This window comes from Fictibacillus terranigra (genome assembly GCF_030412265.1).
Lineage (GTDB): Bacteria > Bacillota > Bacilli > Bacillales > Fictibacillaceae > Fictibacillus_C > Fictibacillus_C terrinigri.
The window spans coordinates 1,064,923-1,090,822 of record NZ_JAUHLN010000001.1; the positions used below are offsets into that span (position 1 = coordinate 1,064,923).

The 25,900-nt window shown below is 45.2% G+C and carries 18 protein-coding genes; 5 read left to right on the forward strand and 13 right to left on the reverse strand.

Going from position 1 to position 25,900, the window contains the following annotated elements:
- Positions 1–19 precede the first annotated feature (19 nt).
- From QYF49_RS05360 to QYF49_RS05370, 3 genes are all read right to left on the reverse strand, one after another.
- The gene (locus QYF49_RS05360) at positions 20–172 is read right to left on the reverse strand and encodes a YpzG family protein (protein ID WP_082316169.1); all 153 of its coding nucleotides are present in this window, start codon (positions 170–172) and stop codon (positions 20–22) included.
- 92 nt (positions 173–264) lie between these two features.
- Complete coding sequence (locus tag QYF49_RS05365) at positions 265–1,557, reverse strand: MFS transporter (protein ID WP_290398572.1); 1,293 nt, start codon at positions 1,555–1,557, stop codon at positions 265–267.
- Between the two features lie 52 nt (positions 1,558–1,609).
- Positions 1,610–2,914 (reverse strand): alkaline phosphatase family protein, encoded by a 1,305-nt coding sequence (locus tag QYF49_RS05370; protein WP_290398573.1) that lies wholly within the window; start codon positions 2,912–2,914, stop codon positions 1,610–1,612.
- 118 nt (positions 2,915–3,032) lie between these two features.
- On the opposite strand from QYF49_RS05370, the gene QYF49_RS05375 reads away from it, so the two are divergent.
- On the forward strand, positions 3,033–7,826 hold the full coding sequence (locus QYF49_RS05375; protein ID WP_290398574.1) for a CehA/McbA family metallohydrolase: 4,794 nt from the start codon (positions 3,033–3,035) through the stop codon (positions 7,824–7,826).
- Between the two features lie 169 nt (positions 7,827–7,995).
- Positions 7,996–10,425 carry a M14 family zinc carboxypeptidase gene (locus tag QYF49_RS05380; protein WP_290398575.1) on the forward strand — a complete coding sequence of 810 codons (2,430 nt, stop codon included), beginning with the start codon at positions 7,996–7,998 and terminating at the stop codon, positions 10,423–10,425.
- A 169-nt stretch (positions 10,426–10,594) separates the two neighbouring features.
- On the opposite strand, the gene QYF49_RS05385 is transcribed toward QYF49_RS05380, so the two are convergent.
- From QYF49_RS05385 to QYF49_RS05400, 4 genes are read right to left on the reverse strand one after another with little or no spacing between them, the layout of a single operon-like run.
- Positions 10,595–11,668, reverse strand: a complete 1,074-nt coding sequence (locus QYF49_RS05385) for an ABC transporter substrate-binding protein (protein ID WP_290398576.1) — start codon at positions 11,666–11,668, stop codon at positions 10,595–10,597.
- Positions 11,665–12,468, reverse strand: coding sequence for an ABC transporter permease (locus tag QYF49_RS05390; RefSeq protein WP_290398577.1), 804 nt, complete (start codon positions 12,466–12,468; stop codon positions 11,665–11,667). Before QYF49_RS05390 ends, QYF49_RS05385 begins: the two co-directional genes overlap by 4 nt.
- Positions 12,469–13,272 carry an ABC transporter permease gene (locus tag QYF49_RS05395; protein WP_290398578.1) on the reverse strand — a complete coding sequence of 268 codons (804 nt, stop codon included), beginning with the start codon at positions 13,270–13,272 and terminating at the stop codon, positions 12,469–12,471. It lies immediately after the preceding gene.
- Positions 13,262–14,368 carry an ABC transporter ATP-binding protein gene (locus tag QYF49_RS05400; protein ID WP_290398579.1) on the reverse strand — a complete coding sequence of 369 codons (1,107 nt, stop codon included), beginning with the start codon at positions 14,366–14,368 and terminating at the stop codon, positions 13,262–13,264. The genes QYF49_RS05395 and QYF49_RS05400 overlap by 11 nt, the downstream gene beginning before the upstream one ends.
- 364 nt (positions 14,369–14,732) lie before the next feature.
- Here QYF49_RS05400 and mgrA point away from each other — a divergent pair, with 364 nt between their 5' ends.
- Positions 14,733–15,740 (forward strand): L-glyceraldehyde 3-phosphate reductase, encoded by a 1,008-nt coding sequence (gene mgrA / locus QYF49_RS05405; RefSeq protein WP_290399054.1) that lies wholly within the window; start codon positions 14,733–14,735, stop codon positions 15,738–15,740.
- Positions 15,741–15,781: 41 nt separating this feature from the next.
- Here the strand turns inward: mgrA and QYF49_RS05410 are convergent, their stop codons facing one another.
- From QYF49_RS05410 to QYF49_RS05435, 6 genes are all read right to left on the reverse strand, one after another.
- A complete protein-coding gene (locus tag QYF49_RS05410; protein ID WP_290398580.1) occupies positions 15,782–16,072 on the reverse strand; it encodes a hypothetical protein in 291 nt (96 codons plus the stop codon).
- 132 nt (positions 16,073–16,204) lie between these two features.
- Positions 16,205–16,567 (reverse strand): Na-translocating system protein MpsC family protein, encoded by a 363-nt coding sequence (locus tag QYF49_RS05415; RefSeq protein WP_290398581.1) that lies wholly within the window; start codon positions 16,565–16,567, stop codon positions 16,205–16,207.
- On the reverse strand, positions 16,564–16,995 hold the full coding sequence (locus tag QYF49_RS05420; protein WP_290398582.1) for a phosphate-starvation-inducible protein PsiE: 432 nt from the start codon (positions 16,993–16,995) through the stop codon (positions 16,564–16,566). Before QYF49_RS05420 ends, QYF49_RS05415 begins: the two co-directional genes overlap by 4 nt.
- 10 nt (positions 16,996–17,005) lie before the next feature.
- On the reverse strand, positions 17,006–17,485 hold the full coding sequence (locus QYF49_RS05425) for a helical membrane plugin domain-containing protein (RefSeq protein WP_290398583.1): 480 nt from the start codon (positions 17,483–17,485) through the stop codon (positions 17,006–17,008).
- Positions 17,485–20,442, reverse strand: a complete 2,958-nt coding sequence (fdhF, locus tag QYF49_RS05430) for a formate dehydrogenase subunit alpha (protein ID WP_290398584.1) — start codon at positions 20,440–20,442, stop codon at positions 17,485–17,487. Before fdhF ends, QYF49_RS05425 begins: the two co-directional genes overlap by 1 nt.
- A 486-nt stretch (positions 20,443–20,928) precedes the next feature.
- Complete coding sequence (locus QYF49_RS05435) at positions 20,929–22,293, reverse strand: amino acid permease (RefSeq protein ID WP_290398585.1); 1,365 nt, start codon at positions 22,291–22,293, stop codon at positions 20,929–20,931.
- A 206-nt stretch (positions 22,294–22,499) separates the two neighbouring features.
- On the opposite strand from QYF49_RS05435, the gene QYF49_RS05440 reads away from it, so the two are divergent.
- Together QYF49_RS05440 and QYF49_RS05445 are read left to right on the forward strand one after the other, a co-directional pair.
- Entirely contained in the window at positions 22,500–23,732 is a 1,233-nt protein-coding gene (locus QYF49_RS05440; protein WP_290398586.1) for a putative glycoside hydrolase, read from the forward strand.
- 136 nt (positions 23,733–23,868) lie between these two features.
- Complete coding sequence (locus QYF49_RS05445) at positions 23,869–25,746, forward strand: terpene cyclase/mutase family protein (protein ID WP_290399055.1); 1,878 nt, start codon at positions 23,869–23,871, stop codon at positions 25,744–25,746.
- Positions 25,747–25,900: the final 154 nt, after the last annotated feature.

A 25,900-nucleotide genomic window follows, 5' to 3' on the forward strand; every position in this document is an offset into this window, starting at 1 on the left:
TGTTTCTTATTCGCAATCCTTACCAGTGGTGGGCTTTAGCGTTGCTTCTCAGGATAATGTTGTTCTGAGACATTTCAGTATGTCCATTAACTTGAGATTTTGAACGTTTCGGCCTCGTCCAATTGTGGTGAAACTTACCTGAGTGGGGATCTAAATGATCTTTGTAACTCATTGCTTTTCACCTCATCCGTTAAGAGTGAACCCTAAGAAACAAGGGTGATATTCATTGAATATCCCGATTATTATGCGTGGAACATGGGGAATTTATGTTATTTTTGTCTGCTTTTTTTCATCGAACTGATCCACTGCATCCGCCCTTGTTTCAGGTACATACGCAAGGATAATCATGCCGATAATAAAGAGCAGGATCAGGCTGAACACCCCGCTGCTTGAATTTCCGCTGACCTGAGCGGTCACAGCGACCAATAAGGGACCGAGGATAGAAGCAAACTTGCCAAAAATATTGTAGAAACCGAAAAATTCATTGGCGTTCTTTTTAGGAACAAGCTTCGCAAAATAAGCACGGCTTAACGCCTGGATACCGCCTTGAGAAGTACCGACGAGCATGGCGAGAATCCAAAAATCGAGCGTTGTTTTTAAAAAATAAGCATAGATGCAGACGATGATATAAACGGCGATTCCCGCGTAAAGCATTTTTTTACCCGTGAACTTTTCCGCAAGTCTGCCATACAGAATGGCAAACGGTGCAGCCACGACTTGTGTGACAAACAAAATGATGAGCAGGCTCGTTGAACTGATCCCCAGATCTGTTCCATAAGCTGTTGACATGGAAATAATGGTGCCGACCCCATCAATGTAAAAGAAATAAGCGAGCAGAAACAGAAAAAGAGGGCGATACTGTTTGATTTCTTTTAATGTCTTTCCCAGTCGTATAAAGCTGTTCTTAACAGGTGAAGGCTCCCGTTCCACATAATAGATCTGGTGAACGTTTTTAAACATGGGAATCGTAAACACCGCCCACCAGCATGCGGTGATGAGAAAGGCAATCTTACTGGCGGCAGTAGTGGAGAAGGGAAGCCTTTCTTTTTGTGCAAGGATAATAATGGCGATGCTGATCAGGAAAGGAATGGTACTTCCGATATACCCTAACCCAAAGCCGCGGGCTGAAACACGATTCATTCGATCTTCCGTGGTGATGTCGATAAGAAACGCATCGTAGAACACAAGAGCTCCATTAAAGCCGAGAGCTGCCACCGTATATATGATTAAAAGCATGAGCCATTGATCACTTGGAACTATAACAAGAAGCGCAGTTGAAATGACACCCAGCCCGAAGAAGAACGTAAAAAATTTTTTTTTCATCCCCTGGTAATCTGCGATCGTTCCCAGAATCGGTCCGAGAATGGCCAGGATAAAGGTAGCAATGGCAATCGTGTAGCCCAGGTAAGCAGTAGAATCAGAAGCACTGACTCCTGCCTTCATAGCAGCGGCTTTATAAAAAAGCGGAAACACAGCCGTTGTGATGATAATGGAATATGCTGAGTTAGCCCAATCATAGAATATCCAGCTGCTTTCTTCCTTTGAGAAATGCTTCATCCTCTTATCCCCTTTTATTCCTGTATTTCTTCTTTTCGTCTCTTAATTCTCCTTAGACCGCTAATAATCCTTCAACGACTGTTCCGTCTGTATTTCCTAAATGCAGTCCAAGAAGACGGGCAAATGTCGGCCCTTCGTCAATAAGGCGCATGGACGGAATGGCTTGCTGGATGATTCCTTTGCCTGCAGCAGCAAAGAATGTACAGTAGTTTTCTTTCTCTGGAGAGTAGCCGTGGGAACCCCAGGTGTAGCGCTTTGCCTTCACATCTTCAGCTGTAATTTGATGAAGAAAACCGCCGTACAGCGATTCTTTAAAATAAAAGCCTCTCCGGGCTTCCAGCATAAAATCGCAGCGGGCATCCGCACCTCGGGCTCCGGCTTCATCTCCCGTAAGCACCTGTTCGATCCCGTTGCGCCCGTCGTGTAACAATTCCTGAAGCCATTCTTGAATGAAGTGTTTGGTATCCCTATCATTTTTGTCTCTAATGTATATATATGCCGAACCGTCACAGCTATGGCAGTAGGCTTTCCAATGGGTTACCTTTCCTCTTCGGTCAACGGTGATCAGTCCTTTTTCTTTGAAGTAGTTATTCGGCTGGATGGCAACGGAGTGATCAAGGGCACTATGGTCACCGAGTGCCACAATCGTAGATTGACTGTAAATACCGATCTCCTTGAGTGCTTTTACCATTCGCCCGAGCCGAGCGTCGTGCCGGCGGAGAGCTGCCATCGCTTGTTCGGAAGAAAAGCCGTGATAATGCCGCTGTGTATCCAGGTCAGTGAAATGGACGAGCAATAGATGGGGCTTTTTTGCTTGTATAGTGTGAACGGCGGATTCCAGGACAAAATCATCAAGCTCAGGCTGGTTAAGTCCGTTTCTGATCGAGCCGAAACGCCGGTGCATCTCAAGCTGATAGGCGATACTTCCGTTGAATAAAGAAACAGGAATCTGATGATGCCAAGGGCGGTTGGCGAAAATCTCCGGCATGTTGTAATCTATCTCAGCCTTGGCCGTGACAGGCCATAATAAGGCTCCTGTCCTCATGCCCGCTTTTTTCGCTTCATCATATAGAGTTGTCCCTTTGATGTGGTGCCTATGCCAATGCCAGTCAGGGGACAGGCGGCCAGGCTGAAGATAGGTATTGTTCACTACGCCATGTCTGTGCGGATAGTTTCCGGTCACGATCGTGGCGTGGCATGGATAGGTAACTGACGGATAGATCGATTCTACGTTCTTGCAGTAGGCACCGTTTAGCAGGAGTTCAGAAAAGTGGGGAAGCTCTTTCAGCATCGGGAAGTCCAATGCGGAAAGACAGTCGAATGAGATGACGATTAAATGGTCCGTAAGTCGGTTCATATTTAAGCCTCCAGCGTAAACATTAAGATTTATAGGTAAATCATAACAGATATCTTTAGAATGGTTGTTGATCTTTTTCTAAATTTTTACATGTTCTTAATATTAGGAAGGAATTACCATGCTACGGTTAAACCACAGCCTAATAGAGGCATCCGGTGTTAAAAAGGTTAAACGGCTTAAACCGGACGACTGGAGGGAACGGGAGAAGATGAAATTCTTAAACAATGCATACGTGGTTAAAAACGGTTTAGCCTTTTGGTTTGGAGTGTTGCTCCTTTTTCAAGCTTTGCCCGTATCAGCAGAGGATCCTTTGGAAAAAAAAGACCGCGCTGAACATCTTGGGTTGAAATTGTATACTGGTGAATTGCACACCCACACCTCATTAAGTGATGGAATCAAATATCCAAAGGATGCTTACCAGTTCGTAAAAGAACATACCGATCTGGATTTTTATGGAGTTACCGAGCATGATGTGACGTTTGATGTAAGTTCAAACAACGATTATTTACAAAGCTATAAAGATTCATATTCTGCCGAATATAAACAGCTTCATGAGGAATCGAATAAAGCAAACGGCAAGGATCTTGTTGCTCTCCCGGGTGTAGAAGTGACCTGGTATGATGGGGCGGGGCACATGAACCTGTTTAACACCGAATGGTTTCCTCGCACGTACGGCAAGGGAGCTCCAGAGGATTTTGGGATGGGGAACATAAAATATGATCTGCCTACTTTCTACGCCCGGCTTGCAGAGGACCCAAAAGCCATCGCCCAGTTTAACCATCCAGGAACCGACAGTGGCAGCTTTTTTCATTTTGCACACTATAACAAAGATGTCGATAAACAAATCAATTTAATGGAGTACAAGTATTCTGCAAGCTTTCCAACCTATATTGCTGCATTAAATAAGGGGTGGCATATTTCGCCGACTTATGGCGGGGATGAACATACAGGCAATTGGGGTGCCAGTACTCCAAATCTTACAGGCATGTGGGCCAAGGAACCAACGCGGAAGGCGATGTATGAGGCGATGACGAACCGCCGGACCTACAGTTCATTTGATGAAAATTTTGAACTTACATACTCAGCCAACGGGAAAATGATGGGTTCCATCCTGTCGAAAGATACAAAATCGGTCAACATACATATGAATCTTAAAGATCCGGATGAACAGGACACGATTGAAAAAGCAGTGATCTATAAAAACAATGGAGCGATTGTAAAAGAATATGCTGTTGGCGCCACAGTCTTTAATTTGGATGAATCTTTCCCGGCACATGATGGTGACTATTTCTTTGTGCGGGTGTTTCAAAAAGATAATGATGAGATCATCAGTGCACCGATATGGGTCGGGGAAACAACGGGAGGAACTGATTCATCTCCCCGGATCAAAATGAAGGGGACCCTCCCCGCAAACGCAAAACTAGGCGATGAAATCTCTGTTCCCCATGCAGAAGCACTTGATGACAGTGGTGAAAAGCCAAAAGTAAACGTCGAAGTCTTTGATTCTAAAGGCAAAGTGAAAGTTGAAAACAATACCTTTACAATCGGGGAGTACGGCCAATATTTTGTCAAATACAAAACCACAGATTCAAAAGGCAATACCCGTGTATTGCTAAAGCGAGTCACCATCAGTGAAAAGTCTCTTGATGGCGGCAAGCTTCTCAATGAGTTTCAGCCGACAGTCAGCATAGGAGCAAAAGAAAGTGAAGCTGGCGTTACCCTTGTAGCTGATGAAGCACTCCATGCTGCGTTTGTGCAATACCGTCCTGCCAACCTGCCGGCCAAAAAAGCAAGAATTAAAAAAACCAAAGTATCCTATTTTGAATCGGCTTATGGAGACGACATGAATACTGCGAACTACCGCACGTTAGCATCCCATGAAGGCGATCTGGCCGGTCTGAAGCCCGGCACCACGTATAAATATCGCTTCGGTATGACACCACATGGCCCATGGAGCAAGGAATTTTCCTTTGAAACTGCTCCTGCGTCAGGGAAAAAAACAATGTATGTGATGGGAGATCTTCAAGTTCCGGATGGTAATCCAAAGAGCTTTCAGCTGTTCAACGACATGCTCGGCGTGCTGACGGAAAAAAGCCCTGGAGGAAGAATGATGATGCAGGTTGGAGATCTCGTCGATTACGGCGGATACCAGTCAAAATGGGATGAGGCTACACGCTATATTTATAAGGATCTTCATTTAATGTCGGCCAATATTGTAGGAAATCATGAAGTGAAGGGCGACCCGGACGGAAGTACCTTTTCCCATTTTTTTAATCTGCCTGAAAACGGAGAAGGCAACTACAAAGAAACCAACTACTCTTTTGATTATGGCGACGCACATATCGCCGTGATCAATTCCATGAATTTTACGGATGAACAGTTAACCTGGCTTGCCAAGGATATGCGTGCTACAGAAAAGAAGTGGAAGATCTTAATGGGTCATTTTCCTTATTATGGCGCCTCTCACAGTGATGATCCTGGGGTAAGCACTGCGCGTGCAAAAATCTCAAAGCTGACCGAGCAGTTGGGAATCAGTCTTTATATTGGAGGACATGATCACGTTTATAAGCGCACGACGGTCCGAACGGGGAAAATGGACAACCGGCAGGAATCGATCGATTTAGGTACCACCTTTGTAACGATGGGATCCTCAGGCCCAAAATTTTATGGCAATGAATCCTACTGGTGGGACCATATCGTCTATGATGACAACGTACAAACAGGCGTGGTTTTAGAAGCCGATCAGCAGAAATTGAAGGTGAAGGCATACAACAATGCAGGGACGGTTATTGATGAGTTTGCCATTGGACAGCCAAAAAACTATTTTGCCTTAACGAGCGTTGATATTAAAGATACTATACTCAAAGGTGCAGGTCTTCTCAATTATCCTGGAGCTCCCGATCAAGTGACGATCGGTGCGGCAAAATATGATGCTTCCGGCACCAAACTTCTTGACCTTCAAACAAAAACGGTAAAGTTGGAGCACCTGGGCAGGGAGCAAATGATCACGTTCAAGCATGGGCTGAAGTTTACGGATCAAAATACGGTGAAGGTTTATGTATGGGATAACTTGAAGGACCGCAACCCTCTCGTTCCGGAGGTGGTGGCCAGAAAAGCAATGGATGGAGCAGGAACGGCACAGAATCCGTATAAAATTGACAGTATCAAAGATTTTGAAAACATCAAGTATTACCCTGATAAACATTTTGCTCTGACAAAAGATATCGAAGGCGGAGGGCAGGTGGTTGAAGCCATCGGTTCCGGCGACGCGCCTTTTACCGGAGTATTTGACGGACAGGGGCACTCCATCAAAGAAGTAAAGGCAGTATCCGATGGCGGCGCTGGCCTGTTCAGAATCAATAACGGCACCATAAAAAACGTGGCTGTATTAAATGCAAAGATTAATGTAGCCTCGAACGACGTGGGGATACTCGCGGACACAAATAATGGAACCATTGATTCCTCTTATACGACCGGTTCCATTACAGGACGAGCCACCGTCGGAGGGATCGCTGGCCATTCAAACGGAATCATACGAAACAGCTACTCCACCGCAAAAGTAAAGGCCGAAAAGAAACAGGCGGGCGGAGTAGCCGGTATCACAAACAGAGGAAGTTTGACAGAAAATAGCTATTCAACAGGCAGTGTAACTGCAGGAGAAGGCAATGCAGGCGGAATAAGCGGTTACGGCTATAACAATACCGTGATAGAGAACAACATAGCACTAAACCCTTCCGTGATTACGATCAGCTGGGCAAACCGGATTGTTGCTAAAGTGCTGGCGGGGGAACAAGCCACATTAACGAACAATTTTGCCAATAAAAATATGATCGTAAACAAAGAAGGCGTAGGGACAGAACATGCAGGCAATGAGAAAGGGCTTGGTAAAAGCCAGGAAGAAATAAATGACCCAAAAACGTATCAAGAGGGTCTGGGATGGGACTTCGACCAAACCTGGACGTGGGATGATATGCTGGGCCGTCCGGTTCTGCAAAAGAACAAAGAGAACGCCGTTTCGGAAGGAAGTGGAACTAAGCCCGATCTTCCAAAGAACGAAAGCGGATCGTATGTAATTTCTTCCATAAAGGATCTGGCAGAGATGGATCGGTTTCCGAAAGAGAACTATAGCTTAAGTAAAGATTTAGACTTTGAGGATACTGCTGCAAAACAGCTGGCAGCGGATGTACCGTTCCTTGGTACATTTGATGGGAACGGACATGTGATAAAAAATATGAAAACAACGAAAGGTGCTCTCTTCCATATCAATGCCGGTATCATTAAAAACATCGGGATTATAGATGCCGATGTCAAAGGTGAATCCGGTGCACCGCAAGCAGGAATTCTCGTCAACCTGAATCAGGGGACCATCGATAGAAGTTATACGACAGGCAGCATCATTGGCGGCAATACAATTGGCGGTTTGGCAGGGTATTCGAATGGAGTCATCCAGAACAGCTATTCTCAAGCGGATGTACGAGCTGACGGAAAACAAGCGGGAGGCCTTGTTGGTATTACAAACAGAGGAAGTGTTACAAAAAATGTCTATGCAGCAGGCAACGTAGCGGCAGGAAGCAGCAATGCGGGTGGTCTTAGCGGCTATGGCTACAACGGTACGACGATCCAGAACAGCATCGCGTTAAATCCGTCTGTGAATACTCCAGTTTCTGCAAACCGAATCGTCGGCCGGGTATTGGCAGGAGAAAAAGCCACACTCGTGAATAACTTTGCCGATGCAGCCATGTCTGTAAACAAGGAAGGAATACCCACGGAAAGTAGGAACAACGAAAAAGGTCTTGGGAAAAATCAAAATGAGCTGGCTCAAAAGCGAACCTTTGAAGAAGGACTGGGATGGGACTTTGATAGGGTTTGGAAGTGGGATGGCACATTAAAAAGGCCGGTTCTCCTTAAATAAAGGATGGTGCCAGGCACTCGAATTACACATGTGTGTAATTCGAGTGCCTGGCACCATTTATGCATTTATTCGACACAAATTAGTGCTTTCTGCAGATGAATGGTCGAATAAACATACGATACTATGAATATATTGAAAATTTAGTTTATTGGAAAAGGGGAGATTGAGGATGAGATGGAAGAAACAGGCGGCGGCATGTCTGATAGGGTTCAGTATCCTTGCAGCACCGGATGCAGCTGGGGCAGCATCACCGGGAAAAGCAATACCACAATGGCAAAACGTAAACGCATTTGAAACACAGAAAGAAAAAGACGGCAGCTTATTCAACAGCGAGAACTACAACTTTATGAAATACTCACAGATCGGCCAGCAGCTTCTCAAGATTCAGAAGCAAAGCCACCGGATGACAGTCACGAAATACGGAAAATCAGCGAATGGCAAAGATATGTATGTGGTTACAATCGCCGACGAAAAATCAAAAGGGCAATTAGGATTTTACAAGAAACTGAGAAAACAAATGTTTAAGAATCCGGAAAAGGCACAGGCTTTTATCGACAAACATCCTGACGTCAAGGTGCCTGTCATAATCAACGGTTCCATCCACGGCACCGAATTTGCCGGCTCAGATGCCGTGCTGCAGCTCATTGAGCGTTTTGCAAAAGGCAATGACCCCGAGACGGCAGGAATCCTAAAGAATCAGATTCTTATTTTTAATGTGGCAGCCAATCCGGATGGCCGGATTTACGCAACCCGTTTTAACGGCAGCGGTATCGATTTAAACCGAGACTTCATTACACAGTCTCAGCCGGAAACTCAAGCGATGGTGTCACTCATCAAAGAGTGGAACCCTATGGTCTTTCTTGATCTTCATGGCTATGTGAAAAACTATGGCGGCCCGGATAGACCAGGTTTAATCGAGCCTTGTACACCTCCTCATAATCCGAACTACGAATATGATCTATTCTCTAAATGGGCAATGAACCAGGCGAAAGCGATGGAATCTGAGATTGTAAGCAGCCGTAAAGAGTATAAAAACACGAATACGGCCACATCAAAAGTAGATTACCAGAACATGAAGGGAGCCTACATACCACAGCGTGATGACACGGCAGGCTGGGACGATTATCCGCCGATCTTCACCCCAATGTATGCCATGTACCATGGATCTTACGGCTATACACTTGAGACGCCGACCAATGACTGGGATGGCGTAAAGTGGCATTATGACGCGGTAATGGGTGCCCTTACCTACGCCAGCCAAAATAAATCCGGTATGGTAAAAGATCAGATTGAAGTCTTCAAACGAGGCATTAACTTTGACCATCCGTTCCATAAAAAAGGATTCTTCCCGAAGGCTTATATCCTCCCGTCTGATCCAACAGATGCTTCAGCTACAGAAAAGGCGGTCAGCCACCTTATCAAAAATGATATTGAAGTGAGCCAAACAAAAAAAGCGTTCACATTTAATGGCAAGACCTATCCTGCCGGGACGTATGTCGTGAACATGAGCCAGGCAAAAGCAGGATTGGCTAACACCATGCTCTGGGATGGGGAAGACATCACAGAGGAAACGCCGGTCATGTATGACATTTCAGCATGGAGCCTCCCTGAACTGTGGGGCTTTGATGCCATACAGGTACCGGCCGAAAGCAGCGTTAAATTTTCCTTGCAGGATGTAAAGCGAGCACATAATGAAGGAAAACTAATTGGAAAAGGGCCATACAAAATACCGAACACTTCAGTGAAATCTGTTCAACTTGCCAACCAGCTGATCAACAAAGGGTACCGGGTTAAACGCGGAGCTGACGGCTCTTTTTACATCAAGGAAAAATGGAATCATAACCTTATGCAATACGTTCGGCAGTCCGGTTTGACAATCAAGAGTGAAACGATTCCTTATCGATCGCAAAACATAAATAAGCTGCACATCACCATTTTAAAAGATGGAGGTATGGGGAAGACACAGTCTCACTCAGGGACAAAGCTTGCCCTGGAGAGGCTGGGCTTCATTGTAAAGGAGCTGTCACCAAGAGACCTCGCAGCAAAAGGCCTTGGGGCTGCGGATGTATTCTTCTATAACGGAACATCCAATTTGATCTCGTACAAAAACAGTAAAGCCAATGAAGAGTTTGGTTTGGAAAACGAAGCCCAATTTCAAGCCTTGAAAAAGAATCTCACGGATTTTGTCGAGGGGGGCGGAAAGTACATCGCGATCGGGGCGGGAGCGTCCAGTGCCACAAAAACACTCGGACTGACGAATGTTACGGTCAATAAAGGCAACCCTGACAGCAACGGAATTGTAAACGTAAATTACGGTACGACTGACTTAACAAATGGATATCATCAAACGGATTACGGATTTGTGTACGGACCTGTTTGGTATACCAATACGAACGGTTATGAAACCGCTGCTTCATTCAAAAACGGAGGCGACTTCTTTACGGCCGGTCACTGGAAGAACAGGCAGGCTGCACAGGGACAGGCTGTGATCATCAAGGACAAGTCTAAGGATGTCACCTTAATGGGATTGGAAGCTGGCTTCAGGGATCATACCGATTACCTATTTCGCCTGCTCTCGAATGCGGTTTACAGCAAATAGAAAAAAACAAGCACCTTTTCGGCAAGGTGCTTGTTTTTTTGTTATTGGACTTTTATAGCTTGTCATCTCCATTTGACAGTTGTTCTAGAAAATTTGGATGATAGTGATCCCGAGCTCATTTATGTTGTAAGAAAAGAAGGCCCGCTGTACCGAACAGCTGACCTTCTTTTTATTTTCTATGCATCTTAAATTCCAGGAACAGCTCGTTATAGTATGCCAGGTTCTTTTTGCCCAAGTTTTCATACACCTCGAGCTTTCTGGTCAGTTCAGGCGAAGGATAGAAGCGCTCATCATTCACCGTTCCTTTTGGCATATAGGATAAGGCATGTTTGTTTGGTGTGGAATAGTTGACGTATTCTGCATTTTTGGCAGCTATTTTTGGATCCAGCATGAAGTTGATAAACTTATGCGCAGCTTTTATGTTCTTCGCTGTTTTTGGGATGACCATGTTATCGAACCACAAGTTGGAGCCCTCTTTTGGAACAGCATACTCCAGGTTTTTGTTTTCACTCATGATTTCTGACGCAACTCCGGACCAAACAAGTCCGATTGAAGCCTCTTCATTTTCAAGCAGAAGCCTGCTCTCGTCCCCCACGATCGCCTTAATGTTTGGAGTCAGCAGATCAAGCTTGCGTTTCGCTTGATGCAAATGATTGTGATTCGTATCATTCAGGGAATATCCGAGGCTGTTCAATCCCATACCCATGACTTCACGGGCACCGTCGATCAAAAGAATCTTGTTCCGCAGATCAGAATCCCACAGATCGTTCCAGCTCGTGATTTTCTTTCCTCCGAGCATTTTTGAATTATAGACAATCCCGACGGTGCCCCAGAAATAAGGCACTGAATATTTATTGTCTTCATCAAATGGAAGGTCCATGAATCGCTTATCAATGTAATGCAGATTCGGAAGTTTTGAATGATCAAGAGGAATCAGCAAGCGCTCCTTCCGCATCTTATCGATCATGTACTCGGATGGAATAGCGATATCATACGTCGTTCCACCCTGCTCAATTTTGGTGAGCATCGCTTCATTAGAATCAAAGGTTTCATAAATCACTTTGACACCGGTTTCTTTTTCAAATCGTTTGATCAGCTGGGGATCAATATAATCGCCCCAGTTGTAGATCGTTAATGTGTTGCGCCCTGAATAACCTTCTGAGTTATTCAGCTCATGGACGGTATAAAAGAGAACGGCAGACACAAGAATAATCGCAAAGAAAAAACGGACAAGCTTGCTCATTTGTTAACCCCCCATCCGTTTGGCTTGTTGCGCTGTGAAATAAAGTAGTATACAACGACAAGCACGAGTGTAAACAAGAACAAGAGGGTGGACAGCGCGTTGACATTCAACGAGATTCCGCGGCGAGCCAGCGAGTAGATCTCAACTGAAAGGGTAGTGAAGCCGTTTCCTGTCACAAAGAACGTGACTGCAAAATCATCCAGAGAATAGGTCAGCGCCATAAAGAAGCCGGCAAATATTCCTGGTGTAATATAAGGAAGTACAACTTTGGCCAGTACGTTCCATCGGCTTGCTCCAAGGTCTCTGGCAGCATCAATCAAAGTCGGGCTCATTTCGGACAGCTTTGGGAGAACCATTAGGACAACAATCGGAATGCTGAACGCGATATGTGACAGCAGTACGGAAAACATGCCGAGCTTTATTCCCGCCATCGTAAACAAAATAAGGAAGGAGGCACCAATAATAACATCCGGACTGACGATCAATACGTTGTTCAGGGAGAGCAGTGTGTTCTTCGTCTGCCGTTTTTTCATGCTGTGTATGCCGAGTGCTCCGAATACGCCGATAATCGTTGCAAATAAAGAAGAAAGCAGAGCGATCACCAGCGTATTCATGACGATGATCAGCAAACGTGAATCTTGAAAGAGCTCTTTGTACCAATCCAGTGTAAAACTTTTGAAGCCGTACATCGTACCGCCGCTGTTGAACGAGTAGAATACGAGAAAAAAGATTGGTGCATAAAGGATCAGGAAAATCAACGCGAGAAAGATTCGCGACATCGGGTTTATTTTATTATCCATCTATACCCCCCGCTTTCTGTTCCCGGTTACACTCATGATCAGGAACATGATTATAATTAAGAAAACGGCTATCGTCGATCCCATGCCCCAATCACGGGTGACAAGAAAATGCTGCTCGATGGCGGTTCCAAGGGTGATGACCCGGTTTCCAGCGATCAAGCGTGTCAGCATAAATAAGGATAGTGCAGGAATAAATACGACCTGGCAGCCTGACTTTACACCGTTAATGGTCAACGGGAAGATGACGCGTCGGAACGTTGTCCATTTGGATGCGCCCAAATCATTGGCTGCATCCAATAGGGAAGGATTCATTTCATTTAAAGAGTTAAAAATTGGTAAAATCATGAATGGGATGAAGATGTATACTGATACAAAAATAAAACTGAAATCAGTGAACAGGATCTGTTTTGATCCGACACCTATGGCTTCCAGGAAGCTGTTCGCAATCCCCTTTGTTCCGAAGATGCCGAGAAAAGCATAGGCTTTCAAGAGCAGGTTGATCCAGGAAGGGACAATGATCAATAGAAGCCATAACTGCTTATGCCTGGTTTTCGTGAGCAAATAAGCGGTCGGATAGGCAAAGATCAAAGAAATAAACGTAATCAAAAACGCATACCAGAACGAACTGAAGGCCATCTTCATGTAAACCGGCGTAAAAAAGTTCATGTAATTCATGAGCGAGAAATGGCCTTCGATATCAAAGAACGAATAATAAAGAACGAGAAGAAGCGGTGCAATGACGAACAGAACAATCCATAGCGCATAAGGCAAAAGGTATAGATTCTGGGTGATCTTATTGTTCATGGACAACTCCATGGGTATATGCTTCCAGACGCCGGTCGAAATCTGCTTCAGACTCCCCGAAACGCATGACATGGATGGCTTCCGGATCAAAATAAAGTCCGATTTCGTCTCCTACAGCTGCCCTTTTCGTAGAATGGACTAGCCATTCATTGCCGTATATGTCGTAGCAGCTGATCTCATAGTGGACCCCGCGGAACAGCTGAGAATCGACACGTACTTTCAGTTTTCCTCGTTCGAGCGTTGTAATTTCCAAATCTTCTGGCCGAATGACAACCTCAACCGGCTCATCCGGATTTAATCCTCGGTCCACACATTCAAACTGTCCGCCGACAAACTCAACAAGATAATCTTTGATCATGCTGCCTTCAACAATATTGGACTCCCCGATAAAATCAGCTACAAACCGATTGATCGGCTCATCATAAATATCAATGGGTGTACCGCTCTGCTGAATCTTTCCCTTGTTTAAAACAAAGATTTCATCAGACATCGCCAGAGCTTCCTCCTGGTCATGAGTAACAAAGATAAAGGTAATACCCAAACGCCGCTGCAGTTCACGTAATTCATACTGCATTTCGGTCCTCAGTTTCAAATCAAGGGCTGACAATGGCTCATCGAGCAGGATCACTTCAGGTTCATTGACGATGGCTCTTGCTATGGCTACGCGCTGGCGCTGCCCACCTGACATATCACGGATCTCACGTGTTTCATACCCTTCCAAGTTTACAAAGCTCAGTGCTTCTTTTACTTTTATTTGGATCTCGGTGTTCTTCATCTTTTTGATACGCAGTCCAAACGCCACATTTTCAAACACATTTAAATGCGGGAATAAAGCATAATCCTGAAAAACCGTGTTCACCTGGCGTTTGTTGGCAGGTACATCATTAATTTTCTTTCCGTTAAAGTAAATGTCACCTTCAGAGGCTTCGGTAAAGCCGGCGATCAAGCGAAGAATGGTCGTTTTTCCGCATCCGGAAGGACCTAGCAATGTATAAAATTTTCCTCGCTCGATTTCAAAGCTGACGTTATCGAGCACTGCCGGGTCATCGTCATATTGCTTTGTCACATTTCTAAATTGAATAATTTCGTTCGTCATGGCAACCCTCAACCCCTCATCTAACTTTTTTCCATATATGGACGCAATTCTGCAAAAATTTACATTTTTATTCTGAACAATTATACATGAAAACCGGACAATAATTAACGAAAAATGATCAAAAGATAGGTATTAATATGTTCCTATTCTTTGTGTTTTCCGATGTACGCATCTATTCTATGAATATACGGTTTTTTGATCATGAAAACTTCATGATTAAGTTTATCTTAAAAGAGAGGGGGGGATAAAAAGGTGTGACAATCAAAAACAGGAGAGTTGGTGGGAGAAGGGACTCGATCATCGTGATGGAAAGGCCAAATGTAGAGTGAAAGCGCTTGTACTAGTATGGAGGAGGAGATCATTGATGGTGTATACCGCAGAAAATAATCGTTATGAGTCTATGAAATATAACAGAAGCGGCCGCTCCGGGCTGCTGCTGCCGGCAATCTCTCTAGGGCTATGGCATAACTTCGGGGGAGTGGACACCTTTGAAAACGGACGGGCGATGCTCAGAAGAGCGTTTGATCTTGGTATTACTCATTTTGACCTGGCTAACAACTATGGACCGCCCGCAGGCTCTGCTGAAGAATTGTTTGGCAAGATGCTAAAGACTGACTTCGCTCCTTACCGGGATGAAATGATCATATCAAGCAAAGCAGGTTATTATATGTGGCCTGGCCCATACGGGGAATGGGGATCCAAAAAGTATTTGATTGCAAGCCTTGACCAGAGCCTCAAGCGTATGGGGCTGGATTATGTAGATATTTTTTACTCCCACCGTCCAGATCCTAATACACCACTCGAAGAAACGATGGGTGCACTGGATGCGATCGTGCGTCAAGGAAAAGCGCTATACGTCGGGATTTCCAGCTACAGTCCGGAACAAACGGCAGAGGCTATTAAAATCCTGAATGATCTGGGCACCCCGCTCGTAATCCACCAGCCGAGCTATTCCATATTAAACCGTTGGATCGAAGACGGGCTTCAGGATGTTTTAGAGGAAAATGGTGTAGGGACCATTGCATTTTGCCCTCTTGCTCAAGGCTTGTTAACAAACAAATATATAAGCGGTGTTCCGTCTGATTCACGTGCGGCAAAGTCGACAGGAGCGTTGGGAGAGAATGAAATCACTCCGGAAGTCATTGAAAGAGTCCGCAGACTCAATGAAATCGCAGCTGACAGAGGACAGAGCCTGCCGCAAATGGCGCTCTCATGGGTTCTACGGGGCGGCAAGGTCACTTCCGCTTTAATAGGTGCAAGCAGAGTGAGCCAAATTGAAGAAAACATTGCAGCACTGGATAACCTTGATTTCAGTGATCAAGAACTGCAAAAAATTGATGATATTTTAACGGTAAACAGCTTTGTGCGATAAATAGATAGGAGTAAAGCCCTCTCAAATGAGAGGGCTCGTTTTTATTTTTTGCTTTTGTTTTTAAGAGAAGGTGAAGAAGGCAGCTTCCTTACCCATGCGCCAGAAGTATTGGAGAGTGTCCTTCCAGTATTCGCAGATGGTGATGAATTTTTAACAGAAGTAATCGGAATGCTGTTAATATCAATCGTAATCGGCGTAATAATGGTGCTTTGAGTAATACTTGCCCCTCTTTCTAAATGAATATTAACGGTCGTCAGATTCTTATTATGGTTCAAAATATCCTTCGCAATGGATTTATTGTTTTTCACGATTGGATTTTGTGAGGTCATCAAGTTCACCCTTCCTCCTGATTCAGTATGAAGACGAAAATCTTCATACTACTAATCTATGAAAATATCTAAAAAATGCTAGGGCGAAGGAGGACAATTTATAGATTTCCAAACTTTTTAGACGGGTCTGTCCTATTATTTTTCTTTAGTAACCAAGGGGCGGTCAAAGACAAAAATCGTCATGGCAATATCAGCCTCAATATCGATATCAGAAAAAATGCGGAGGATGGATGCTCCGGCAAGATCTTCAAACTTTCTTCGCACACTCAGATCGGTGTAGATTTTTTTGACTAGACCGGTACGCGCTTCGTGAACCATTTTTTCGCCTTCTTTTGTACCCATCATGAATTTTTCGATATTCGTTAGGTTTCCTTTCATCTCACTAACTGCCCAAGAGCCAACGAAGCATGTGCTGATTTCCCTAGGACCGTTGCCGACGAATTCCTTGCGTATTTCACGGACAAGCATACTGAATTGATGCTCTATATTTTGGGTCATTGCATTTTTCTCCTTTTATCTTTATATCGTTTACCTCTAGGCGTCAGCAGGATATAACTGAAAGCCAGCAGGAGGATGACGATTGAAAGCCAAAAGTTTGCTGACGGGTTTCCGTTGTTGACAATAATGTAACGGACACTGGCCGTAATTCCAATGTATAGGAGATAGCTAAGCGGAAAGTGGTGGCTTTCGCTAAAGTAGGTCACAATCATGGAAATGAAGGCAAAATATAAGAAAAACACGAGTACTTTACCAAGTATATCATGAACATTATGATTTCCTGTGCAGGCGTCGATTAATAAATAGATAAGCTCTCTGAAAAGAAAAAATACCAGGATCCCGCCAAGCAGTACAAGAGAGAGATTTAATAATTTCTGCAATCCTTTGCTGATGGTTTTCCACTTTTCCGGTAAGATGATTTCTAGCATTCTGACCACATTACTCCTTTAATCCTTCCCCGACACCTTTTAAAAGGTTCATTCCGAATCCGATGGCCCGGTTAATGTCAGGGTCCTTCAAAGCTTTCATCAGGTCAAAGACGCCTACCTTTTCATTATTGGCGAGTGCCCTTTCAGCTCTTTGCAGTCCATTCCCGAGGCTGCCCATCAGTTTCTTCGTCATGTCAGGGTTGGTTTCGGACAAAACACCGGCCGCTGCCATCATATTATTAATAGCATTGGTCATCTGGGGGCGGAGCAGCTGTTCAACCGCAATGCCCGCCACCTTTTCCTTCGCTTCAACAAGGCCGTTCACTGCTCCTAAAATCCCGCTGTCATGAAGCTGATGAAAAAGCTTGATGAGTTCCTTTATTCCATCTGCGCTCTTCGCAAGATCTTCTAAAATCGTATCAATACTTTGTTCCTGCAGTTCTTTTTCCGTATGGGCTGAATGAGAAATTTTCGTAATTGGTTCTGCCATTATCGTCGGCCTCCCACTGGTTTATTAATGTCGGCAATCGGCTCATAGTCCTCTCTCGCCCACTTGCGTTCTACCTGAACGCCCGCCTGAGGATTCCGTTCAGCATACCGCGGATTATACATGGGAAGCGGTGCTCTGCCTTTCACATGAACAAGTTCCATTCGCACTTTTGTCTGTTTATAGGCAGGAGTCTGAGTCCTGACGTCACCAACACTTCCGGTCAGCATATTAATAGCATTTTCGTGGCTTACGGAATGCATCGGTACATACAATTCATTGCCTTTGACCCGGTCTGTGACGATACAACGCAATTTAATAAAACCGTATGGTGAAATCAGGCGGACGGAAGAGCCGTCCTGAAGTCCTCTTTCACTGGCAAGTTCGGGCGAAACCTCAACAAACACTTCAGGAAGCTTATACTGGATGCCTTTTGACTTGTTTGTCATATTGCCTTCATGAAAATGTTCAAGCAGACGGCCATTGTTTAAGATCAGATCAAATTCCTTTTCATAATCCACTGGCTTCACATATTCAGCCAGGGAGAAACGTGCTTTGCTGTCAGGGAAATTAAAGCGCTCAGTGTAAAGAAGCGGCTCATCACGACCGTCTTTTTGCACCGGCCAGACAAGGCTGTCCCATCCCTCTAGACGATCATAAGTCACCCCGGAAAAAATAGGGGAAAGACTTGCAATTTCATCCATAATTTCACGGGGATGTGAATAGTTCCAGTCCGTGCCCATCTGCTTAGCGATCTGCTGGATGATCCACCAGTCAGGCTTGGATTCGCCCATGGGTTCAAGTGCCTGATACAAACGCTGAATGCGGCGTTCGGTATTGGTGAATGTGCCATCCTTCTCCAGTGATGGAGAAGCTGGTAGAACCACGTCGGCAAATTGAGCGGTTTTGGTAAAGAAAACGTCCTGTACCACAAAGAATTCCAGTTTGCTCAGCATGTCGTGGACATGATTGGAATTAGAATCCACCCAGGCCATATCTTCTCCCATCAAATACATGGCTTTAAGGTTGCCTTTTTCCACCTCCTGAAGCATTTCAATGTTTGTAAATCCAGCTTCCGGGGAGATGGATACCCCATATGCTTGTTCAAACTTTGCACGTGCAGCATCATCTGTCAGTCTCTGGTTGCCGGGAAGCCATTGGGGCAGGGTTCCCATGTCACAAGAACCTTGTACATTGTTATGTCCCCGCAGCGGATAAGCACCTGCACCCGGACGCCCGAAATTGCCGGTGGCCAGCAGAAGATTGGCGATTGCAGCAGATGTGTGGGATCCGGCGATATTTTGAGTGACACCCATGCCCCAAAGAACACAGGTGCCGTCAGCCTCATGAATCATTTCCGCCGTCTTCACCAGCTGTTCTTTGGAAAGTCCTGTGACTTCCACTGCATAATCAAGCGTATATTTGTTCAGCAGCTGAAGGTAGTCCTCATAATGGTTAACCCTTCCTCTGATAAATTCTTCATCATGCCAACCCTGGTCGATAATATATTTTGTCACTGCTGCCAGCCAGACGAGGTCAGAGCCTTGTTTCGGATGGAGATAAAGATCGGAGCGTTCGGCCATTTCATGCCTGCGAAGGTCGGAGACAATGAGTTTTTGCCCGAATAATTTCTTCGCCCGTTTGACCCGTGTGGCCAACACGGGATGGCCTTCTGTAGGATTGGCTCCGATTATGATCACAAGACCGGCGCTTGCAATATCCTTGATCGTACCGGAATCACCGCCATAGCCGACTGTTGCAAGCAAACCATCGGTGGCCGGTGATTGGCAATAACGTGAGCAGTTATCGACATTGTTCGTTTCGAATACTTGCCTGGCCAGTTTCTGCATAAGATAGGAATCTTCATTTGTAGTTTTGGACGAACTGACAAAACCTAACGCATTGCCGCCATAAGTATTCTTTATTCGGCTCATCTTTTCTCCGATAAGGGAAAGAGCCTCCTCCCAGGTAGCCGTTACAAACTCATCGCCTTTGCGGATGAGGGGGGTAGTCAGGCGCTGATCGCTGTTCACGAAATCCCAGCCGAATTTTCCTTTGATACAGGTAGAAACACTGTTGACAGGGGCATTTTCAGCAGGTTCAATTTTTAAGATCTGACGGCCCTTTGTCCATACTTCAAATGAACATCCGACTCCGCAGAAGGTACAAACCGTTTTTGTTTTTTTGGTCCGGGTTTCACGCATCGCCGCTTCCACTTCTGAAACAGCAAATATTCCGCTGTAGCCGGGTTCCACTTCTTTGATGAGGTCAACCATCGGATTGAGAAGATCCTTTTTGATCCCGGTCATGAATCCCGCTTCTCCAAGCATTGATTTTTCCATTAACGCATTGCAGGGACAGACGGTCGCGCATTGGCCGCAAGAGACGCAGGAAGATTCATTGATCAGTTTATCGTTATCCCATATAACCCTGGGCATGTTTCTTTCCCAGTCGATAGTCAGCGTTTCATTCACCTGAAGGTCCTGGCATACTTCCACACATTTCCCGCAAAGGATACATTGGTTGGGATCATAGCGGTAGAACGGGTGGGACATATCCACTTCATAGCCTTTTTCGCGGAACGGGCGGGTTTGATGCTCCACTTCCAATAGTTCTGCAGTGTTATGAACCTTGCAGTTTCCATTGTTATTATCACAAACCGTACAGTAGAGAAGGTGATTTTCTAAAATTCGATCCATCGCTTCATTCTGGGCTGTTTTTGCAGAAAGAGATGAGGTGAGGATATTCATGCCTTCCTTTACTTCGGTGGAGCAGGCTCTCATCAGTTTCCCATCGATTTCACACATGCATGTATCACAGGTCTGGATCGGCCCCAGTGTTTCGGAATAGCAGATGTGCGGATGTTCAACTCCCTTTGCCAGAAGATGATCGAGTAACCTTGTCCCTTCTTCTGCCTCGTGCAAATCTCCGTTAATTTTCATCGTAATCTTGTTTGCCATCGTTATCCTTCCTCCTATTTGTAAACATAAAAAAACCCACCATAAAAAAACCTGTGCTCCGCTCGCTGCAGCACAAATTCCTTTACAGTGGGTTAATGGCTAAGCATTTGAATACCAGCTATCCATCCCGCTATTACTTTAAATGACAGGCTCTTCAAGCAATTGATCATTACCGAAGAACGATGAACATTTTCTGTTTTTATTATATCACGTTGAACAAGTGAATCAACTGCAATGTTATTCCAACACAGTTCTTGAAATGCCGCGTTTATTGTGAAAGTTCAATCGTTGTCATGTAGGGAAGTCCCGGATTTTCCGGAAGGTGATCCGGGTTTTTTGGTTGCCCGACGTATCTTATCGGGTATGCACGTTTTCGAAACATCGGGCTCTAATATAAGATCCGCATGCAAATAAATCTCTGCGTCCACACAGTCCCCGCTCAACTTGAAATTCCCCCGGATCTGCATAGATTCGGGGGAATTTTGCTCAATCAAACTTTTTCGCGGAATTTTTCTTCGTAATCATGTAAGCAATGAGTAAAATGACAAACCAGACTGGTGTAATGAATAATGCAATACGGGTATCTGCGGCAAAACCGAGAACGACGATAACAAAAACGAAGAAGAGAAGGACGATCCAGTTAATGACCGGTGAAAGCGGCATTCTAAACGAACTCTTTTTCGCATCTTCAGGATGCAGTTTACGGAAACGGAGGTGGGAAACCAGTATGATTCCCCAGACCCATATGAAACAGATCGTCGCGATGCTTGTCACCAGTGTGAACACTTCTTCTGGCAATAAATAATTAAGCAGGACGCCAAACGATAGGAAGAAGGTCGACACGATCAAAGCCCGTGCCGGAACTTGTTTTTTGTTAAGCAAACCAAGCTTTTTAGGCGCTTTTCCTTCGTTAGCCAGTGTATACAGCATACGTCCGGTGCTGAACAACCCGCTGTTACAGGACGACATGGCCGAGGTTAAAACAACGAAATTGATGATACCGGATGCCGCCGGGATGCCGATCAGTTTAAAGACCGACACGAACGGGCTGCTGTCAGGTTCGATTTTATCCCATGGATAGATGGACATGAGAACGATCAGTGACCCGATATAAAAGAGCAGAATCCGTGCTGGTATGTTATTGATGGCACTCGGCAGTGTTTTGTCAGGGTCTTGTGCCTCACCGGCCGTTACACCGACAAGCTCAACTCCGGCGAACGCGAAGAGTGCCATCTGAAAGGCCAGAACAAAGCCAGCGGATCCATTGGGGAAAAACCCGCCATGACTCACAAGATTTGATAACGAAGCTTCCGTCCCATGGCTTTCATAGCCCATCACAATGAGGGCGATCCCAATCACAATGAGGGCTAAAATGGTAATGATTTTAATAAGAGCGAACCAGAACTCGATCTCGCCGAACGCTTTGACCGCCGACATGTTTATCAGAAGCAATATGAGTACGGCAGCGAGTGCAGTCAGCCACTGAGGAATGCCTGGAAACCAGTATTTTACGTAGAGTCCGACAGCCGTAATCTCCGCCATCCCTGTTACGATCCAGCAAAACCAATACGTCCAGCCTGTGATAAAACCTGCCCATGGCCCAATGAACAATTCGGCAAAATGAGTGAACGAGCCGGATGTCGGGTTGTACAAGAGCATTTCACCCAAAGCACGCATCATAAAAAAAAGCATGACTCCTATAAGTGCGTAATTCAGCATGATGGCAGGCCCCGCCAGGTGAATCGATTTTCCCGCACCTAAAAAAAGACCCGTCCCAATCGCTCCCCCGATGGCAATCAGCTGGATATGCCGATTTTTCAGTCCCCTCTTCAAATCTTCTTCTTTTTTCAACGCCTGCACCAACCTTTCCGAAAACAAAGATAACGAGTACAAATTTTCCAGTCCAACACTTATTTTCCTCTAGTATGGCCAAATATAACGAGCCTATTAAAAGTATGTTAAAAAGGGATAGAAAGCGCTTAAAGTAAAGGAGAAAGGGTATAAACATTCCGAACCATGGAACATATCTGAAAAATGGCAACTAGGGAGGGTTATGAATGAAAACCATTTTTGGAAGGTTAACACTGGCATTTTTACTGGTTTGTGGAGGATTGGCTGGATGTGGAACAACGGAGAAGACTTCAGGAGGGTCTTCACAAAAAGCAGAGGCAAAGAATGAACCGGCAGAGAGTGCTCAAAAAGAAGAAATCGCATCAAAAGCAGAAAGTGCTCAGAAACAAGAAGCTGTTCCCCAAAAAGCAGCAGCTCCGGTGAACAAACCGAAAAACGTAACCGTCAAGGGAGTATATATGTCTGGGTCATCAGCAGGCAATCATACTAAATTTAATGAAATGGTCAATCTGGTCGATGACACTGAGCTTAACTCCATCGTGATGGATGTTAAAGATGATGAAGGTAAAATGACATACGATTCCAGCGTGCCTGAAGTAAACCATTATGGCTCTGATCATCATCCGAAAGTAAGTGACATCTCTCAGCGAATGAAAGTGCTAAAGGGCAAGGATATTTATAGTATCGCGAGAATCGTCACCTTCAAGGATCCTTATATGGCAAACAAGAAAAAGGAATTTGCCATGAAAAAAAAAGACGGCAGCCTATATTACAATGACGGCATACCATGGGTCGACCCATATAAAGAAGAGTATTGGAAGTATGTGACCGCTGTGGCAAAAGATGCTGCAAAGCAAGGATTTGATGAGATTCAATTTGATTATGTTCGTTTCCCGGATAACGGGGAACAGGTCGACCGTGAAGTAAAATTCGCTAACCCGAACAAGAAGTCAAAAGCGCAAAACATTCATGACTTCCTGCTTTACGCCAAAAAGGAACTCAAACCCTATGGAGTCAAAGTATCAGCCGACGTGTTCGGAGTGTCCACGAGCCAAAAAGACGATTCCGGCATTGGCCAGCAGTGGGAGTCGGTCACACCGGCTGTCGATGTGATCAGCCCGATGACGTACCCGTCACATTACGGGCCGGGGGTGTACGGTATACGTGTACCGGATGCCAAACCGTATGAACTCATTAAGAAAGCTCTCACCCCCGCCATAAACCGGGACAAAGTGCTTCAAGAACAAAAGAAACCGGTCGCCGAAATCCGTCCGTGGTATCAAGACTTCACCGCCACCTGGGTCGACGGCCATATCAAATACGGACCACAGCAGATTAAGGATCAGATCCGGGCAGGACAGGAGCTTGGTGTGGATGAGTACATGCTGTGGAATCCGCAGAACAAGTATACGGAAGAGGCATTCAAAAAAGTAAAGTAGTGACCAAATAGACCACTGTTAAAGTGGTCTATTTTTGTTTGGAACGGCACCCATCCTCATCACTATGTCACCAGTTGCCTTTTACACTCATAGAATATAGGCAGGAAAGCAACTGCCAAGGGGCTTAACCGGAGTGATGGATGCCATGTACAGACTTGCTGAAGTAAATCGGGAAATCGCATACCGCAGTTCTACCCTTCTCGATCTCCAGGAACAGGATGGATCATGGAGGTTTTGCTTTGAAAATGCGTTAATGACGGACGCCTACATGATTATCTTATTGCGGACTTTAGGATGGAAAAACGAACAACTGATTCAGCGGCTCGTTCAACGTTTATTGTCCAAGCAGGAAAGGAATGGAGCGTGGAAGGCCTTTCCCGATGAAGAAAAGGGAAATCTGACTGCGACAGCGGAAGCATACACCGCTATTCTCTATTCTGGGCACGTGCCAAAGGAGGCAAGCCGTTTAAAGCAAGCTGCCAGTTTTATCATCAATGAGGGCGGATTAAAAAAAGTAAGCCTGCTTACAAAGGTCTTTTTTTCGTTTAACGGCCTGTACCCGTGGCCAAAACGTACAGTTGATCCTGCAAGGATCTTTCGAATCATGGATAGAGCCCAATTAAACTTTTATGATTTCAGCAGCTATGCAAGGGCACATTTTGCCCCTGTTTTATTGGGGATGTCTCAGAAGTTCCAACTGCGGTGCAGCAGCACGCCTTGTCTGAATCATTTGTATAAAGAGAAGGAAGATGGTTTTTGGGAAGAGACACAGATTGCCAGCAGAAAGGCTCCATATTCTTATCATACGGCCTTTCTGGAAAACTATATTCTACAGCGCATTGAAGCGGACGGAACCTTGCTGAGCTATGCAAGCACCAGTTTTCTTATGGTATATGGGCTCATCTCAATCGGCTATAGACAGGATTCTCCCGTTGTAAAACAAGCCGTCCATGGCCTGATTTCCTTGCTTTGCTATAACGGAGAGACCTTTCATATCCAAAATTCACCCTCAGCAATATGGGACACCTCTCTGGTAAACCATGCGTTATTGTCTTCAGGAACTGCATCTGGACATCCCAGCCTGATAAAAAGCCTCAGGTTCATCCTGAGGAGCCAGCATTCGAGCTATGGTGACTGGAAATATCATAATCCAGACGGATCTCCGGGTGGATGGGGTTTCAGCGAAGGCAATACCATCCATCCTGATGTGGATGACACACAGGTGGCCCTTCGAACATTAATCCGCTACCAAAAAAGGAACAGGAACGTGAATTACGCCTATAAAAGAGGAAGAGACTGGCTGTTATCCATGCAGAATCAGGATGGTGGATGGGCAGCTTTTGAGAAGAACAACGATAAAAAGTGGCTGCGAAAATTGCCTGTTGAAAGCGCGGCAGATGCTCTTACCGATCCTTCCACCGCTGATCTTACCGGAAGAACCCTCGAATTTTTCGGCAACTATGACGGTTTGCAGCTGCCGTCGCCACGGATTAAAGCAGCTGTGCAATGGTTAAAAAACAATCAGGAAAACGACGGTTCCTGGTACGGCCGCTGGGGGATCAGTTACATCTACGGTACCTGGGCCAGTGTGACAGGATTGATGGCGGCCGGATGCTCTGAGCTAGACCGCACGATCCGAAAGGCAAAGGGGTGGCTGACCGAAATTCAGCATTCAGATGGCGGCTGGGGGGAATCATGCAGAAGTGATATCGAAAGGAAATACATTTCCCTCCCATACAGCACCATTACCCAGACAGCCTGGGCCCTCGATGCCATGATCGCCGCATGCCCGACACCAAACCGAACGATAAAAAGGGGCATCGATTATCTCTTAAACCGGGAAAACTATAACGTTCAAAGTCTGACCTACCCGACAGGCGCCGGATTGCCAGGAACTTTTTATATTTATTACCACAGCTATAATCATGTTTGGCCGCTTCTTACACTCTCCCATTACAGGGAAAAATATAGAGGGACAGAAATAGGGGATAAACAGGAGGAATCCCGGTTTTAACCCTTATCCTTTCCGCTTGTACAAACGGCACTCAGGAACACCCCATTGAAAATAGGGTGTTCCATTTTATAAGGATCGCCGACGTCAAAAATTATGTAGAATTTATTAGGAAAAATCGGCTAAATCTAATGAATAAACCTGATGAAATTAGGAT